The sequence below is a fragment of the Streptomyces sp. NPDC059897 genome (genome assembly GCF_042730865.1).
Lineage (GTDB): Bacteria > Actinomycetota > Actinomycetes > Streptomycetales > Streptomycetaceae > Streptomyces.
The window spans coordinates 72,583-85,682 of record NZ_JBHWKQ010000026.1 but is presented as its reverse complement, the minus strand read 5'-3'; the positions used below and the strand labels follow the sequence as shown (position 1 = coordinate 85,682).

The 13,100-nt window shown below is 72.4% G+C and carries 16 protein-coding genes; 10 read left to right on the top strand and 6 right to left on the bottom strand.

The window, feature by feature from the left end; translation table 11 throughout:
* Nucleotide 1 precedes the first annotated feature (1 nt).
* The 3 genes from ACFV9W_RS26225 to ACFV9W_RS26215 all read left to right on the top strand — a co-directional run bounded on the left by ACFV9W_RS26225 (nucleotide 2) and on the right by ACFV9W_RS26215 (nucleotide 3,040).
* On the top strand, nucleotides 2-1,201 hold the full coding sequence (locus tag ACFV9W_RS26225; RefSeq protein ID WP_385765067.1) for a pseudouridine synthase: 1,200 nt from the start codon (nucleotides 2-4) through the stop codon (nucleotides 1,199-1,201).
* Between the two features lie 79 nt (nucleotides 1,202-1,280).
* On the top strand, nucleotides 1,281-2,027 hold the full coding sequence (locus ACFV9W_RS26220; RefSeq protein ID WP_385765065.1) for an NUDIX domain-containing protein: 747 nt from the start codon (nucleotides 1,281-1,283) through the stop codon (nucleotides 2,025-2,027).
* Entirely contained in the window at nucleotides 2,024-3,040 is a 1,017-nt protein-coding gene (locus ACFV9W_RS26215) for an ADP-ribosylglycohydrolase family protein (RefSeq protein ID WP_385765063.1), read from the top strand. The genes ACFV9W_RS26220 and ACFV9W_RS26215 overlap by 4 nt, the downstream gene beginning before the upstream one ends.
* Here ACFV9W_RS26215 and ACFV9W_RS26210 read toward each other — a convergent pair.
* The 4 genes from ACFV9W_RS26210 to ACFV9W_RS26195 are packed head-to-tail and all read right to left on the bottom strand — an operon-like array spanning nucleotide 3,030 to nucleotide 5,498.
* Nucleotides 3,030-3,719, bottom strand: a complete 690-nt coding sequence (locus ACFV9W_RS26210; protein ID WP_385765061.1) for a DNA polymerase beta superfamily protein — start codon at nucleotides 3,717-3,719, stop codon at nucleotides 3,030-3,032. The genes ACFV9W_RS26215 and ACFV9W_RS26210 overlap by 11 nt on opposite strands.
* A 22-nt stretch (nucleotides 3,720-3,741) precedes the next feature.
* Nucleotides 3,742-4,209 (bottom strand): Rieske (2Fe-2S) protein, encoded by a 468-nt coding sequence (locus tag ACFV9W_RS26205; RefSeq protein WP_385765059.1) that lies wholly within the window; start codon nucleotides 4,207-4,209, stop codon nucleotides 3,742-3,744.
* The gene (locus ACFV9W_RS26200; RefSeq protein ID WP_385765056.1) at nucleotides 4,206-4,784 is read right to left on the bottom strand and encodes a DUF6529 family protein; all 579 of its coding nucleotides are present in this window, start codon (nucleotides 4,782-4,784) and stop codon (nucleotides 4,206-4,208) included. The genes ACFV9W_RS26205 and ACFV9W_RS26200 overlap by 4 nt, the downstream gene beginning before the upstream one ends.
* 27 nt (nucleotides 4,785-4,811) lie before the next feature.
* Nucleotides 4,812-5,498 (bottom strand): hypothetical protein, encoded by a 687-nt coding sequence (locus ACFV9W_RS26195; RefSeq protein ID WP_385765054.1) that lies wholly within the window; start codon nucleotides 5,496-5,498, stop codon nucleotides 4,812-4,814.
* Nucleotides 5,499-5,636: 138 nt separating this feature from the next.
* Between ACFV9W_RS26195 and ACFV9W_RS26190 the strand changes: the two genes are divergently transcribed.
* The 6 genes from ACFV9W_RS26190 (at nucleotide 5,637) to der (ending at nucleotide 10,660) form a co-directional block, all read left to right on the top strand.
* Nucleotides 5,637-6,086 carry a YidB family protein gene (locus ACFV9W_RS26190; protein ID WP_385765052.1) on the top strand — a complete coding sequence of 150 codons (450 nt, stop codon included), beginning with the start codon at nucleotides 5,637-5,639 and terminating at the stop codon, nucleotides 6,084-6,086.
* Nucleotides 6,087-6,208: 122 nt separating this feature from the next.
* A complete protein-coding gene (aroH, locus tag ACFV9W_RS26185) occupies nucleotides 6,209-6,571 on the top strand; it encodes a chorismate mutase (RefSeq protein ID WP_385765051.1) in 363 nt (120 codons plus the stop codon).
* On the top strand, nucleotides 6,568-7,653 hold the full coding sequence (locus ACFV9W_RS26180; protein WP_385765049.1) for a prephenate dehydrogenase: 1,086 nt from the start codon (nucleotides 6,568-6,570) through the stop codon (nucleotides 7,651-7,653). The genes aroH and ACFV9W_RS26180 overlap by 4 nt, the downstream gene beginning before the upstream one ends.
* 113 nt (nucleotides 7,654-7,766) lie before the next feature.
* A complete protein-coding gene (gene cmk, locus ACFV9W_RS26175) occupies nucleotides 7,767-8,459 on the top strand; it encodes a (d)CMP kinase (protein WP_385765047.1) in 693 nt (230 codons plus the stop codon).
* Nucleotides 8,456-9,103, top strand: coding sequence for a lysophospholipid acyltransferase family protein (locus ACFV9W_RS26170; RefSeq protein WP_385765045.1), 648 nt, complete (start codon nucleotides 8,456-8,458; stop codon nucleotides 9,101-9,103). The genes cmk and ACFV9W_RS26170 overlap by 4 nt, the downstream gene beginning before the upstream one ends.
* 81 nt (nucleotides 9,104-9,184) lie before the next feature.
* Nucleotides 9,185-10,660 carry a ribosome biogenesis GTPase Der gene (gene der / locus ACFV9W_RS26165; protein WP_385765043.1) on the top strand — a complete coding sequence of 492 codons (1,476 nt, stop codon included), beginning with the start codon at nucleotides 9,185-9,187 and terminating at the stop codon, nucleotides 10,658-10,660.
* Between the two features lie 82 nt (nucleotides 10,661-10,742).
* On the opposite strand, the gene ACFV9W_RS26160 is transcribed toward der, so the two are convergent.
* Both ACFV9W_RS26160 and ACFV9W_RS26155 read right to left on the bottom strand, forming a co-directional pair.
* Nucleotides 10,743-11,030: a hypothetical protein gene (locus ACFV9W_RS26160; protein WP_385765041.1), complete on the bottom strand. Its 288-nt coding sequence runs from the start codon at nucleotides 11,028-11,030 to the stop codon at nucleotides 10,743-10,745.
* A 205-nt stretch (nucleotides 11,031-11,235) separates the two neighbouring features.
* The gene (locus ACFV9W_RS26155; RefSeq protein ID WP_385765039.1) at nucleotides 11,236-12,036 is read right to left on the bottom strand and encodes a hypothetical protein; all 801 of its coding nucleotides are present in this window, start codon (nucleotides 12,034-12,036) and stop codon (nucleotides 11,236-11,238) included.
* A 400-nt stretch (nucleotides 12,037-12,436) separates the two neighbouring features.
* Here ACFV9W_RS26155 and ACFV9W_RS26150 point away from each other — a divergent pair, with 400 nt between their 5' ends.
* On the top strand, nucleotides 12,437-13,087 hold the full coding sequence (locus ACFV9W_RS26150; protein ID WP_385765037.1) for a transglycosylase family protein: 651 nt from the start codon (nucleotides 12,437-12,439) through the stop codon (nucleotides 13,085-13,087).
* The last annotated feature ends 13 nt before the right edge of the window (nucleotides 13,088-13,100 follow it).

Genomic DNA, 13,100 nt, shown 5'->3' with positions numbered 1-13,100 from the left:
GATGCGAAGCAGCAGCGGCAGGAACAGCAGCGGAAACAACGGCGGGAGCCGTGGTGGCAACAGCAGCGGCCGCGGCGGGAACAGCGGGGGCCGCGGCAACCAGCGCGGCGCCGGCAACAACCGCGACGACAGGCGCGGTGGCGGTGGCTACCGCGACGACAAGCGTGACGACAGGCGTGACGACAAGCGGGACGACAGGCCCGCTCGCCCGAAGCGGCCGCGTCCCGAGGAGCGCCTCTACGACGTAGGCCCGAACGCCACGAAGGACGGTCCGAAGGCGGGCCGTGGCGCCTCCGCGCGCGGCGGCGCCAAGGGCGGCCCCAAGCGCGGGCAGCAGCAGTCGGGCGGGCAGGCGGGAAGGGGCCGCACGGCTCCCTCGCGTTCGCGCGAGTACGAGACGCGGACCGAGGAGCGCAACCGCGAGCGGTACGCGGGCAAGAAGGACGTCAAGCTCCCGAAGACGTTCCCCGGCGCCGAGCAGGAGGGCGAGCGGCTCCAGAAGGTGCTGGCCCGTGCCGGTTACGGCTCGCGGCGCGCCTGCGAGGAGCTGGTCGACGAGGCCCGTGTCGAGGTCAACGGCGAGATCGTCATGGAGCAGGGTCTCCGTGTCGACACGGAGAAGGACGAGATCAAGGTCGACGGCCTGACCGTGGCCACGCAGTCGTACCAGTTCTTCGCGCTGAACAAGCCGGTCGGCGTCGTCTCCACCATGGAGGACAACGAGGGGCGGCAGTGCCTCGGCGACTACACGAACAACCGTGAGACGCGCCTTTTCCACGTGGGACGGCTCGACACGGAGACCGAGGGCGTCATCCTGCTCACCAACCACGGTGAGCTGGCGCACCGCCTCACGCACCCGAAGTACGGCGTGAAGAAGGTCTACCTCGCGCACCTCGTGGGCCCGATCCCGCGCGACCTGGGCAAGCGGCTCAAGGACGGCATCGAGCTGGAGGACGGGTACGCGCGAGCGGACCACTTCCGCATCGTCGAGCAGACCGGCAAGAACTACCTGGTCGAGGTCACCCTGCACGAGGGCCGCAAGCACATCGTGCGGCGGATGCTGGCCGAGGCCGGCTTCCCGGTCGACAAGCTGGTGCGGGTCGCCTTCGGCCCGATCACGCTGGGCGACCAGAAGTCGGGCTGGCTGCGACGCCTCTCGAACACCGAGGTCGGCATGCTGATGCAGGAGGTCGACCTGTAGGTCGCGCCTGCGCGGGTCTTGTGTGCGGCGACCCCCTCCCTTTAAGGTCTGTTGGACCATAAAGGGAGGGGGTCCTCGCATGTCCGACAACGGCACCGTGGCGGGCTACGACAAGTACGCCTACGAGCCCTTCGCCGTCACCGTCGACCTGGCCGTGTTCACGCTCCGGTCGGGACGGCTGCACATCCTGCTCGTCGAGCGCGGCCACGAGCCGTACGCGGGGCGCTGGGCGCTGCCCGGCGGGTTCCTGGAGCCGCACGAGTCCGCGGAGGCGGCGGCGCGCCGCGAACTCGCCGAGGAGACCGGGCTCGCCGACGTCGCCGGGCTGCATCTGGAACAGCTGCGCACGTACAGCGAACCGGGGCGCGATCCGCGGATGCGGGTGGTGTCCGTCGCGTTCGCCGCGCTCGTGCCCGACGCCCCGCAGGCGCACGGCGGCGGGGACGCGGCGCGGGCCGCCTGGCTGCCGTACGGGACCCAGGGCCCGCTCGCCTTCGACCACGACCGGATCCTCGCCGACGCCCAGATCCGGATCGGCGGGAAGCTGGAGTACACCTGCCTGGCCACCGCGTTCTGCCCGCCCGAGTTCACCCTCGGCGAGCTGCGGCAGGTCTACGAGGTGGTGTGGGGGACCGACCTCGACCCGGCGAACTTCCGCCGCAAGGTGCTCGCGACGCCCGGCTTCGTCGAGCAGATCCCCGGCGCGTCCCGGCTCACCGGCGGGCGCGGCAAGCCCGCGGCGCTGTACCGGGCCGGCGACGCCACGTCCTTGCACCCGCCGCTGCTGCGCCCCGCGCACGAGCCCTCGGAGAGGTCCCGCCGATGACGAAGAGTCCCGCCACCGGATCGCTGCTCGGCCTCGCCCTCGGGGACGCGCTCGGCTACCCGACCGAGTTCAGCGACGTACCCGCCATCCTCGACAAGCACGGGCCCTGGCGGGAGATGGAGCTGCCGGGCCACCCCGTCGCGTACATCACCGACGACACGCAGATGGCGCTCGCCGTGGCGCGGGCGCTGCACAGGACCGGGCCCCTCACGCCGGAGCGGTTCGAGCGCCCGCTGCGCGAGGAGTTCGTCGACTGGTACGAGTCGCCCGACAACAACCGCGCTCCCGGCAACACCTGCCTGCGCGCGTGCGCCCTCCTGAAGACCGCGAGCCGGCCCTGGCAGGAGGCCAGCCAGATCCACTCCAAGGGCTGCGGCGCCAATATGCGTGTCACGCCGCTGGGGCTCGTCCCCGGGCTGAGCGACGAACAGCGCGCGGGCGCCGCCCAGTTGCAGGCGGGCCTCACCCACGGCCACCCCACCGGCCTCGCCGCCGCCGACCTCACCGCGCACGCTGTACGCCTCCTCGCCGCGGGCGCGGAGCCGACGGGCCTGGTCGGCCGGCTCCGCTCCTACGCGTACGAGAACCGGGAGACGTACCACGAGGCCTGGCTCGGCGACCTGTGGCGGCGCGGCGCGGAGCCGACGCCGCAGCGGTTCATCGCGCTCGGCTGGGACGAGTGCCTGACCGTCCTCGACCGGCTGCGGGAGGCGCTGCGTCAGCCGTCCCCCGAGACCGACCCGTGCCTCGCCACGGGCGCCGGCTGGATCGCGGAGGAGGCCCTGGCCACGGCCCTGCTGAGCTTCCTCCTCTTCGTCGACGAACCGGTCCTGGCGCTGCGCCGCGCCGCCTGCACCTCCGGCGACTCGGACTCGATCGCGGCCCTCGCCGGGGCCTTCGCTGGGGCGCACCTCGGCGCCGACGCGTGGCCCGAGGAGTGGACCGACCGCATCGAGCACCGGGAGGAGCTGCTGGGGTTCGGGGCGCGGTGGGACGCGGTGGTCACGGGCTGAGCGCGGCGGAGGCGCGGCGCGTGCGGATCAGGAAGTCCTCCACTCGGGCGCGGTCCGGCTCCTGGGGGAGGGGCGTGCGGGGCGCCGCCTCCTCGACCTCGGCCGTCAGGCGCGTCATCCGGCGGTCCACCTCCGGCCAGGACACCTCGCCGCGCTTCACCGCGAGCAGCGGTTCGCGGTCCGGGCCCACGTCGATCGTCAGTTTCCCGGTGCGCAGCAGGTCGCGGCAGGAGCTCAGGAGACGCAGCAGGTGCATCGCGTGCTTCCAGCGCGGGGCGCCGTGGGTGCGGACGTCCGCTTCCAGCTTCCTGCGCTGGCCCGCCGCGTAGCGGGCGAACGTCTCGTGCGCCCTGCGCGAGAGGAACGCCTCGCGCAGGGACAGGAGTTCGCGGCCCGTGTCCGTGACCTGCTCGACCAGCGGGGAGTGCAGGCACTCCAGGACGTTCGGGTTGGCGCGCAGCGCCAGTTCGCAGAAGCGCTCCAGCTCCCAGGAGAACTGTTCGTCCGCCGGGCCGTCGACGTGCGTCGGTGGCTTCTCGAAGCGCCAGAACAGCGGCGTCGGGGCCAGGTACACGCCCCGGAGGTCCGTATCGCTCGTGTCCGTGGCCAGGCCGAAGGCGCGCGAGCCCATGACACAGGCGTAGATGGTGTGGTCGCGCACCAGGTGTTCCCCGTTCATGGGGTGAGCGTAGGCGCAGACGTCAGGCGAGCGTGATCGAGTTTCCGGTGACCTTGATCTGCCGGGCCTCCAGCGGGCCCGGCGCCGGGCCGCCCGCCACCGAGGCGTCTTCGATCTTGAACTTCGAGCCGTGGCACGGGCAGTTGATGGTGCCGCCGGAGACGTCCTTGACCGAGCAGCCCTGGTGCGTGCAGACCGCCGAGAAGGCCTTGAAGTCGCCCTCGGCCGGCTGGGTCACCACGACCTTGTCGTCGGGGAAGACCTTGCCGCCGCCGACCGGGACGGCGGAGGTCTTCGTCAGCTCCTTGGCCGGGGGCGGGTTCTCGGACCCGTCGCCGGTCGGCTCGGAGGGGGCGGGGGAGGCAGCCGATGTGGCGGTCTTCTCGCCCCCGTCGCCCCCGCCGCTCTCGTCCCCGTACTTGCTGCAGCCCGCCGCCAGCGCCGCCGTGCCCGCGACGAGGACGCTCCTGCGCGAAGCGGTGCGCCTCATGTCGTCACTCCCACCGTCCGGAAGAACCACAGTGCCGACGTCAACCACAGCAGCGTCAGGACCGCGAACGCAAGACCGCCCACCACCGGCAGCAGCCAGCCCGGCAGCCGTTCCACCCGCAGCAGCAGCATCTTGGCGCTGAACGCCCCGAAGAAGAAGCAGCCGAGGAACGAGTGCCACAGGACGCGGGTCGAGTACGTCTGGTAGCCGAGCGCGTAGAGGCAGTGCACTGCCACGGGCACCGCGAGCAGGAACGCGACCCGGCCCGACCAGCGGTGCAGCGCGGGCGCCCAGGACGGGCCGCGCAGCTTCCCGTACACCATGAACGCCGAGACGATCTGGACCAGCGCGAAGGCGAAGGCCGCCGTCCCCAGCCAGGACTTCACCGCGCTCGTGCCGGAGAAGCCGGCGAGGTTGAACGCCGTGCCCGCGGGGTCGTGCACCTTGCCGTACGCGCCGAGCGCCACCGCCACCACCGCCGCCACGAGCGCGGGGACCAGATAGCGGGCCGCGGACGGGCGGCGGTGGTCGGGACTCGGGAAGTCCTGGGTCGCGGCGTTCGGGTCGACGGTCATCGAAAACCCTCTCAGCAGGTCACGCGGTCACGGAGTCACCGGGCGGGCCGTCAGCCGGTCGCCGTCGACCGTGACCGCGCCCGACTCCGGGTCGATGCGCGGCGCGGCGGACGGCTTGTCGTCGCGGCGCACGATGCCCACCTGGCGGCCGTCGGGCAGCACGATCCAGCCGCCGTCGATCTTCGCGCCGCGCACCTCGGTGGTCGCCCGGTACAGGCCGGACGGCTTGACGGCCTTCTTCGCCGTGAAGCCGTAGGGGTGCTTGTCGATGGTCGTGGTGCCGCGCACCCGGTCGCCCGCGAGCCGGCCTTCCAGCTTCGCGCCGTGCTTGCCGGACAGCTTCATGGCGCCGTCGTCCTCCACGTTCCCCTTCAGCCACGACTCCTTGGAGCGGCCGTCGCAGAAGTAGGCGATCGCCTTGTCGCCGCGTACGGAGATGGAGATCGCGGACGTGTCGTCGTCGGTGCGGCCCGCGTAGCTGGTCTTGGCGCGGGCCGTCCGCGTCGGGCTCGCCTCCGAAGGCTCCGAGGACTTCGAGGATTTCGAGGGCTCCGGGGACTTCGAAGGCGACGCGGAGGCGGACGGCGTGACCTTCGCCGCGGGAGCCTCCTCGTACGACGAAGTGCCCTCGCCCGTCGTCGCGTTGAGCGACAGCATGAACAGGCCGAGGACCAGTCCGGCGAGCAAGGTGAACAGCGGGCCCGAGCGCTTCATGACCGGGCCTCCCCCCGAGGCGGCAGCGGTACGGCCTCCATGCAAGCAGCTCCGGCCGGGTGGCGACAGGGGGCGGTTCGGGCGACATTGAGGTGGTCCGGTTTCCTCGCAGGTGAATGTCCCGAAAGGCGCGTGACCATGGCCGGTAACGATCTGGGCGGTCTGCTCGGCGGTCTCCTCGGCGGAGGCGGCCAGAGCGGCGGCTCCGGCGGCGGCAACATCCTCGGCTCGCTCCTGGGCGGCCTCCTCGGCGGCGGCGCGACGGGTTCCGGTGGCGGGACGGGCGCCGGGTCGAGTCCGCTGGGCGGTCTGCTCGAGATGATCACGAACTCGGGCCTGGTCGACAAGGGCCAGCTCGACTCGTGGGTCGGCACGGGCGACAACCAGACGCTCAGCCCCGACCGGGTCAAGCAGGCGGTGCCCGACGAGACCCTCGACAGGGTCGCCGCGGAGGCGGGCGTCAGCCGCGACGAGGCGGCCGAGCAGGTGGCGCGGGAACTGCCGCAGGTCGTCGACAAGCTCACCCCCGAGGGCCAGGTGCCGTCGTCCGGCTCCCTGGAGGACCTGATCAAGCAGCAGAAGCTCTGACCCGTATCAAGCAGCAGAAGCTCTGACCCGTCTCGGCAGACGGGCGCCGCGCACCCGCGTCCGCCGCCTTGATTACGCTGGTCTCCTATCCAATCTCGTGTACGTGGAAAAGGGGCAGTGACGTGGCGGTACGAGCGGTCCGGGGCGCCGTCCAACTCGATCGGGACGAGGCCGGGCACATGGACGAGCAGGTGAGCGAGCTGCTCACCGCCGTCCTTGAGCGCAACGAGCTGACCGCCGACGACCTGATCTCCATCTGGTTCACGGCCACCCCCGATCTGCACTCCGACTTCCCGGCGGCCGCCGCCCGCAAGCTCGGCATCGTCGACGTGCCCCTGATCTGCGCGCAGGAACTCGACATCGAGGGCGCCCTGCCGCGCGTCGTCCGGGTCCTCGCGCACATCGAGACCGAGCGGACCAAGGCCGAGGTCGCGCACGTCTACCTCGGCGCCGCGGCCACCCTCCGCAAGGACATCGCACAGTGAGAACCGCACTCGTCATCGGCACCGGCCTGATCGGCACCTCCGCCGCCCTGGCCCTGGCCTCGCGCGGCGTCACCGTGCACCTCGCCGACCACGACCCCGGGCAGGCCCGCACCGCCGCCGCGCTCGGCGCCGGGACCGACGAGGCGCCCGAGGGGCCGGTCGACCTGTGCATCGTGGCGGTGCCGCCCGCGCACGTCGCCGAACAGCTCGCCGACGCGATGCGCCGGGGCCTCGCCCGCGCCTACATCGACGTCGCCAGCGTCAAGGGCGGCCCGCGCCGCGAGCTGGAGGAGCTGGGCCTCGACCTCACCCCGTACATCGGCACGCACCCGATGTCCGGCCGTGAGCGCAGCGGCCCCCTCGCCGCCAACGCCGACCTCTTCGAGGGCCGGCCGTGGGTGCTGACCCCGACCCGCGACACGGACACCGAGGTCCTCAACCTCGGCCTGGAACTGGTCGCCCTGTGCCGGGCCGTCCCCGTCGTCATGGACTCCGACGCCCACGACCGGGCCGTCGCCCTCGTCTCGCACATGCCGCACCTGGTCTCCAGCATGGTCGCGGCCCGCCTGGAGAACGCCGAGGAGGCCGCCGTACGCCTCTGTGGGCAGGGCATCCGTGACGTGACGCGGATCGCCGCCTCCGACCCGCGGATGTGGATCGACATCCTCTCCGCGAACCCGGGCCCCGTCGCCGACCTGCTCTCCGCCGTCGCGGGCGACCTGGAGGAGACGGTGCAGGCGCTGCGCTCCCTCCAGTCCTCCGACGACGCCAAGCGCCGCGAGGGCGCGGACGGCGTCGAGACGATGCTGCGGCGGGGCAACGCGGGCCAGTCCCGGGTCCCCGGCAAGCACGGCGCGGCCCCGGCGGCGTACGAGATCGTGGCCGTCCTCATCTCCGACCAGCCGGGCGAGCTGGCGCGGATCTTCGCCGACGCGGGCGCGGCCGGCGTGAACATCGAGGACGTGCGGATCGAGCACGCGACCGGGCAGCAGGCCGGATTCGTACAGCTCATGGTGCAGCCGGCGCAGGCGCCGAAGCTGGCCGCGGCGCTGCGCGAGCGCGGCTGGGCGATGCGCCAGTAGCGGGGCCGTCGGAGGCACGTAAGAAGGGGTCTTCCGGAGCCAGTAACCTTGTGCGGGGCGCTTCCGCGCCCCGTACCCATGCCCCCGTGCACTGAGAAAGGTGTCCGTCACCTATGGAAACCGCCGCGACCGCCGCCGCAGCAGTGATCGTCGCCATCGACGGACCCTCCGGCACGGGCAAGTCGAGCACCTCCAAGGCCGTCGCCGCGCAGCTCGGCCTCAGCTACCTGGACACCGGCGCCCAGTACCGGGCGATCACCTGGTGGATGGTGAACAACGGCATCGAGCTGGACGACCCGTCCGCGATCGCCGCCGTCGCCGGCAAGGCCGACATCGTCTCCGGCACCGACCCGGCCGCCCCCACCATCACGGTGGACGGCACGGACGTGTCCGCCCCGATCCGCACCACCGAGGTCACCTCCAAGGTCAGCGCCGTCAGCGCCGTCCCCGAGGTGCGCGCCCGGATCACCGAGCTGCAGCGCACCATCGCACTCGGCGCCGAGAAGGGCATCGTCGTCGAGGGCCGTGACATCGGTACGACCGTGCTGCCCGACGCCGACCTGAAGATCTTCCTCACCGCCTCGCCCGAGGCCCGCGCCGCCCGCCGCTCCGGCGAGCTCAAGGGCTCCGACGTGAAGGCCACGCAGGAGGCCCTCGTCGCCCGCGACAAGGCCGACTCGAGCCGCAAGACGTCGCCGCTGGCCAAGGCCGGGGACGCCGTCGAGGTCGACACGAGCGACCTCACGCTGCAGCAGGTCATCGAGTGCGTCGTCACCCTCGTCGAGGAGAAGCGGGACTCGAAGTGACCCAAGCGCCTTCCGAGCGGGGCGCCGAGGTCGGTCGGCGCATCGGCGTCGGCCTCATGTACGGGCTGTGGAAGCCGCGGGTCCTGGGATCCTGGCGGGTCCCGGCGACCGGCCCGGTGATCCTCGCGGTGAACCACTCCCACAACATCGACGGACCCATGGTCATGGGCGTCGCCCCGCGTCCGACGCACTTCCTGATCAAGCAGGAGGCGTTCGTCGGACCGCTCGGGCCCTTCCTCGACGGGATCGGGCAGGTGAAGGTCGACCGCACGAGCGCGGACCGCACGGCCATCACGAGGGCGCTCGACGTGCTGAAGCAGGGCGGCGTCCTCGGCATCTTCCCGGAGGGCACGCGCGGCGAGGGCGACTTCGCGTCGCTGCGGGCCGGACTCTCGTACTTCGCGGTGCGCAGCGGGGCACCGATCGTCCCGGTCGCCGTCCTGGGAAGCACGGAGCGGTCCGGACGGTTGATAAAGAAGCTGCCCCCGCTCAGGAGCCGGGTCGACGTCGTCTTCGGCGACCCCTTCGAGGCGGGCGACGGCAGCGGGCGGCGTACGCGCAAGGCCCTCGACGAGGCCACCGTGCGCATCCAGGAGCGGCTCAGCGGCCACCTGGACAACGCCAGGCGCCTGACCGGGCGCTGAGCGAGACTTTCAGTAGTGCGGCTTTCCTGACACGAGGCGGGCGCACCGATCACCACGAATGAACGACGAGGTACGGACTTCATGAACGACCAGATCCAGCCCGAGGGCTCCCCGGAACACGAGCACGGGGAGCTGGGCGACGCTGAGTACGCGGAGTTCATGGAGCTCGCCGCGGAGGAGGGCTTCGACCTCGAGGACGTCGAGGGCGCGCTCGACGCCGCGGGCCACGGCCCGCTCCCGGTCCTCGCCGTCGTCGGCCGCCCGAATGTCGGCAAGTCGACCCTGGTGAACCGCATCATCGGCCGCCGCGAGGCCGTCGTCGAGGACAAGCCGGGCGTCACCCGCGACCGCGTCACCTACGAGGCCGAATGGGCGGGCCGCCGTTTCAAGGTCGTCGACACCGGCGGCTGGGAGCAGGACGTCCTCGGCATCGACGCGTCCGTGGCCGCGCAGGCCGAGTACGCGATCGAGGCCTCCGACGCCGTCGTCTTCGTCGTCGACGCCAAGGTCGGCGTCACCGACACCGACGAGGCCGTCGTGCGCCTGCTGCGCAAGGCCAACAAGCCCGTCGTGCTCTGCGCCAACAAGGTCGACGGCCCGAGCGGCGAGGCCGACGCCTCGTACCTGTGGTCCCTCGGCATCGGCGAGCCGCACCCGGTCTCCTCGCTGCACGGCCGCGGCACCGGCGACATGCTGGACGCCGTCCTGGAGGCGCTGCCGGAGGCCCCGCAGCAGAGCTTCGGCGGCGCGGGTCTCGGCGGTCCGCGCCGGATCGCCCTGATCGGCCGCCCGAACGTGGGTAAGTCGTCGCTTCTGAACAAGGTGGCCGACGAGGACCGCGTCGTCGTCAACGAGCTGGCGGGCACCACCCGCGACCCGGTCGACGAGCTGATCGAGCTCGGCGGCGTCACCTGGAAGTTCGTCGACACGGCGGGCATCCGCAAGCGCGTCCACCTCCAGCAGGGCGCCGACTACTACGCCTCGCTGCGCACCGCCGCCGCCGTGGAGAAGGCGGAGGTCGCGGTCATCCTGATCGACGCCTCCGAGTCGATCTCCATCCAGGACCAGCGGATCGTCACGATGGCGGTCGAGGCGGGCCGCGCGATCGTCCTCGCGTTCAACAAGTGGGACACCCTCGACGAGGAGCGCCGCTACTACCTGGAGCGCGAGATCGAGACCGAGCTCGGCCAGGTCGCCTGGGCGCCCCGGGTGAACGTCTCGGCGCGCACCGGCCGGCACATGGAGAAGCTGGTCCCCGCGATCGAGACGGCCCTGGAGGGCTGGGAGACACGCATCCCGACGGGCCGGCTCAACGCCTTCCTCGGCGAGCTCGTCGCCTCCCACCCGCACCCGGTGCGCGGCGGCAAGCAGCCCCGCATCCTGTTCGGCACGCAGGCCGCCTCCAAGCCGCCGCGGTTCGTGCTCTTCGCCTCCGGCTTCATCGAGCACGGCTACCGGCGCTTCATCGAGCGCCGCCTGCGCGAGGAGTTCGGCTTCGAGGGCACGCCGATCCACATCTCGGTGCGCGTGCGCGAGAAGCGCGGCAAGAAGAAGTAGTTCCGCTCCGGCAGGAGCGCAGGCGAACGCCGCCGGTGGAGAGATCCACTCGGCGGCGTTGTGCTGTGCGGGGCGCGGGAGGTCAGTGCTCCCGGCGCGGTCCCGGCGGCAGAGCCGCGGGGAAGTGCCGTCCCGTGGTGTGCTGCGGGGGGTACGGCTGCCAGCGCGGCGGATGGTGCGGGCGCGGGCCGTGGAGCGGGTCGAAGCCGCTGAACCCCAGGTCCTCCTCGCCGCTGCGGTCGCCGGGCAGCGTCCGGAAGGAGCGGCGCCACTCCGCGTACAGGGCGTCGTAGATGGGGGTCACCGACGGGCCGCTCCCCGCGTGGCCGCCCACGGCATGGCCGCCCGGCAGCTCCTCCGCGGGGCGCATCGACGGGATGTGGTTCTGATACGGCTGGTGCCGTCGGGACGAAGGGGTGGAACCGGGCGCGGGGGATGAGGTGGGGTCGTATGGGTGCACGTATGTGCCAACGAACCGGGCCCCCGACGGATGCGCCCTTGGCCTGCGCTGTTGCGGGCTGTCAGCGGTGTGACCGGCGCATTCGTGGGGGCCCTCGGGGTCCGGGCGGGGTGGCTCAGGTGCCGGCGAGCGGCATGGCGGCGGCCACCAGGCGGCCGTTCGCCGCGGCCTTGTCGAGGGCCTGACGGAGCAGGTCCTCGCGCGGCTGGTGGCCGATCGACCCGGCGGAGGCGGCGAAGACGAGCACCCTCTGCGTCTTGTTCGCCGCGGTCCGCCAGCCCTCCGTGACCTGGAGCGGCTGGTGCGCCTGCCACCAGGCGACCTGGGCGGGGGCGCCGCCGGTACCGGGCTGCAGGATCGCGTGCAGCTGGCCCATGGCGAGCAGCACCGACCAGCCGCCGAGGGCCGAGGGGACCCCGTCGAGCGTGGTGGCCGGCATGAAGCCCTGCTCGATCAGGAGCGGCAGGAAGTCGTCCCCGTCCGTGGTCGTGCCGGGGCGGGCGATGGGGCCCGTCGGCTCGACGACCAGGGCGGGGTGCGTCGTGTCACCGATCAGGACGAGGCCGCTGGTGACGCCGAGCACGGCCTGCGAGGGCGCGGCGGGGGCGCCGCCGGCCGGCGGCGCGGCCGCGGCGTCCGGGCCGCCGCCGATGGACTGCACGGCGCCCTGCAGCTGGTCCTCCGCGACCTGGACGACCTGCGAGGGCAGGCAGGAGGCATGGGCGAAGGCGAGCACGGCGGTCTCGTCGCCGACGAACAGGACGGTGCTGGTCGGCTGCTGCTGCGAGTCGCCCGGCGTGCGGCAGGAGGTGCAGTCGTAGCTGCCGGGGGCGTTGTCGCCGGCCATCAGGCGGTCGGCTTCTTCGTCGCCGATCTCGGCGCGTACGTCGTTGCTGACGTCGAGCAAGCGAGGCACGGGGACTCCTCAGGGATCTGTTGGACCGATCGGGGTGATCGGCCACGGTCAGGCGAGTGCTTATGAAGGGACAACGGATGATCTGTGTCCTCGGTCACGCCCGGATCGGAACGGAATCACCTCATCCGGCGCACACCGTGAACGACCGCCCGGAATCCGTCACTCCCCGCCAACTTGTTGGTTTTCCAAGGAAGTTGGACCGGTGAAGTGGGTCACAGATCGTCGGGGCGACAGGTCGACAAATACTGAAATCCTCGTATCTATCGGTTGGCCGAAAATCGCCGGTACCCCGGGTAACGGCGAACTGGCCTGGCGGGACGGACCGTTGGTTGCCGCGGCCGTCGTGGGCTGCCTAGATTCCACCGCCGTCCGCAACGAGCAGTCCACGAGAGGGATTCTCATGTCCGCGCCGATCCGTACGGCACGCACGACAACGGCTCGCACGACAGCGGTCCTCGCCGGGGTGGCCCTCGCCGCCCCGCTCGGTCTCCTCGCCCTCGCAGGACCCGCCCCAGCGGCGGACGGCGGCGTGTGGGACCGCATCGCCCGCTGCGAGAGCGGCGGCAACTGGCACATCAACACCGGGAACGGCTACTACGGCGGGCTCCAGTTCTCGGCAGGCACCTGGCGCGCGTACGGCGGAGGGGCCTACGCGGCGACCGCCGACCGGGCCAGCAGGGGGCAGCAGATCGCCGTCGCCACCAAGGTGCAGCGTGCGCAGGGGTGGGGCGCCTGGCCCACGTGTGCGGCACGGGCCGGGGCGTACGGCAGCGCACCCGGCGTGCAGTCGGCCCCCAAGGCGGCACCGAAGGCGGCCCCCAAGGCCGCGCCGAAATCCGCTCCCAAGGCCGCGCAGAAGCCGCGCACTTCAGGCCACACCGACCGCGGCGCCACCCGCGGTGGCGGCTACGTCGTCCGCGGCGGCGACACCCTCGGCCGGATCGCCGCGGCCCACGGCACCACCTGGCAGCGCCTGTACGCCGCGAACCGGGCGGTGATCGGCGGCGACCCCGACCTGATCATGCCGGGGCAGCGGCTGCTGCTGAGCTGACCGCACGTGCGCC

Excerpts from the sequence above, each read along its gene's own strand:
- ACFV9W_RS26210 (WP_385765061.1), bottom strand. The coding sequence starts at position 3,719 with ATGAACGGGGAACACCTGGTGCGCGACCACACCATCTACGCCTGTGTC.
- ACFV9W_RS26205 (WP_385765059.1), bottom strand. The coding sequence starts at position 4,209 with ATGAGGCGCACCGCTTCGCGCAGGAGCGTCCTCGTCGCGGGCACGGCG.
- ACFV9W_RS26200 (WP_385765056.1), bottom strand. The coding sequence starts at position 4,784 with ATGACCGTCGACCCGAACGCCGCGACCCAGGACTTCCCGAGTCCCGAC.
- ACFV9W_RS26190 (WP_385765052.1), top strand. The coding sequence starts at position 5,637 with ATGGCCGGTAACGATCTGGGCGGTCTGCTCGGCGGTCTCCTCGGCGGA.
- cmk (WP_385765047.1), top strand. The coding sequence starts at position 7,767 with ATGGAAACCGCCGCGACCGCCGCCGCAGCAGTGATCGTCGCCATCGAC.
- der (WP_385765043.1), top strand. The coding sequence starts at position 9,185 with ATGAACGACCAGATCCAGCCCGAGGGCTCCCCGGAACACGAGCACGGG.
- ACFV9W_RS26160 (WP_385765041.1), bottom strand. The coding sequence starts at position 11,030 with ATGCGCCCCGCGGAGGAGCTGCCGGGCGGCCATGCCGTGGGCGGCCAC.
- ACFV9W_RS26215 (WP_385765063.1), top strand. The coding sequence starts at position 2,024 with ATGACGAAGAGTCCCGCCACCGGATCGCTGCTCGGCCTCGCCCTCGGG.
- ACFV9W_RS26195 (WP_385765054.1), bottom strand. The coding sequence starts at position 5,498 with ATGAAGCGCTCGGGCCCGCTGTTCACCTTGCTCGCCGGACTGGTCCTC.
- ACFV9W_RS26150 (WP_385765037.1), top strand. The coding sequence starts at position 12,437 with ATGTCCGCGCCGATCCGTACGGCACGCACGACAACGGCTCGCACGACA.
- ACFV9W_RS26220 (WP_385765065.1), top strand. The coding sequence starts at position 1,281 with ATGTCCGACAACGGCACCGTGGCGGGCTACGACAAGTACGCCTACGAG.
- ACFV9W_RS26225 (WP_385765067.1), top strand. The coding sequence starts at position 2 with ATGCGAAGCAGCAGCGGCAGGAACAGCAGCGGAAACAACGGCGGGAGC.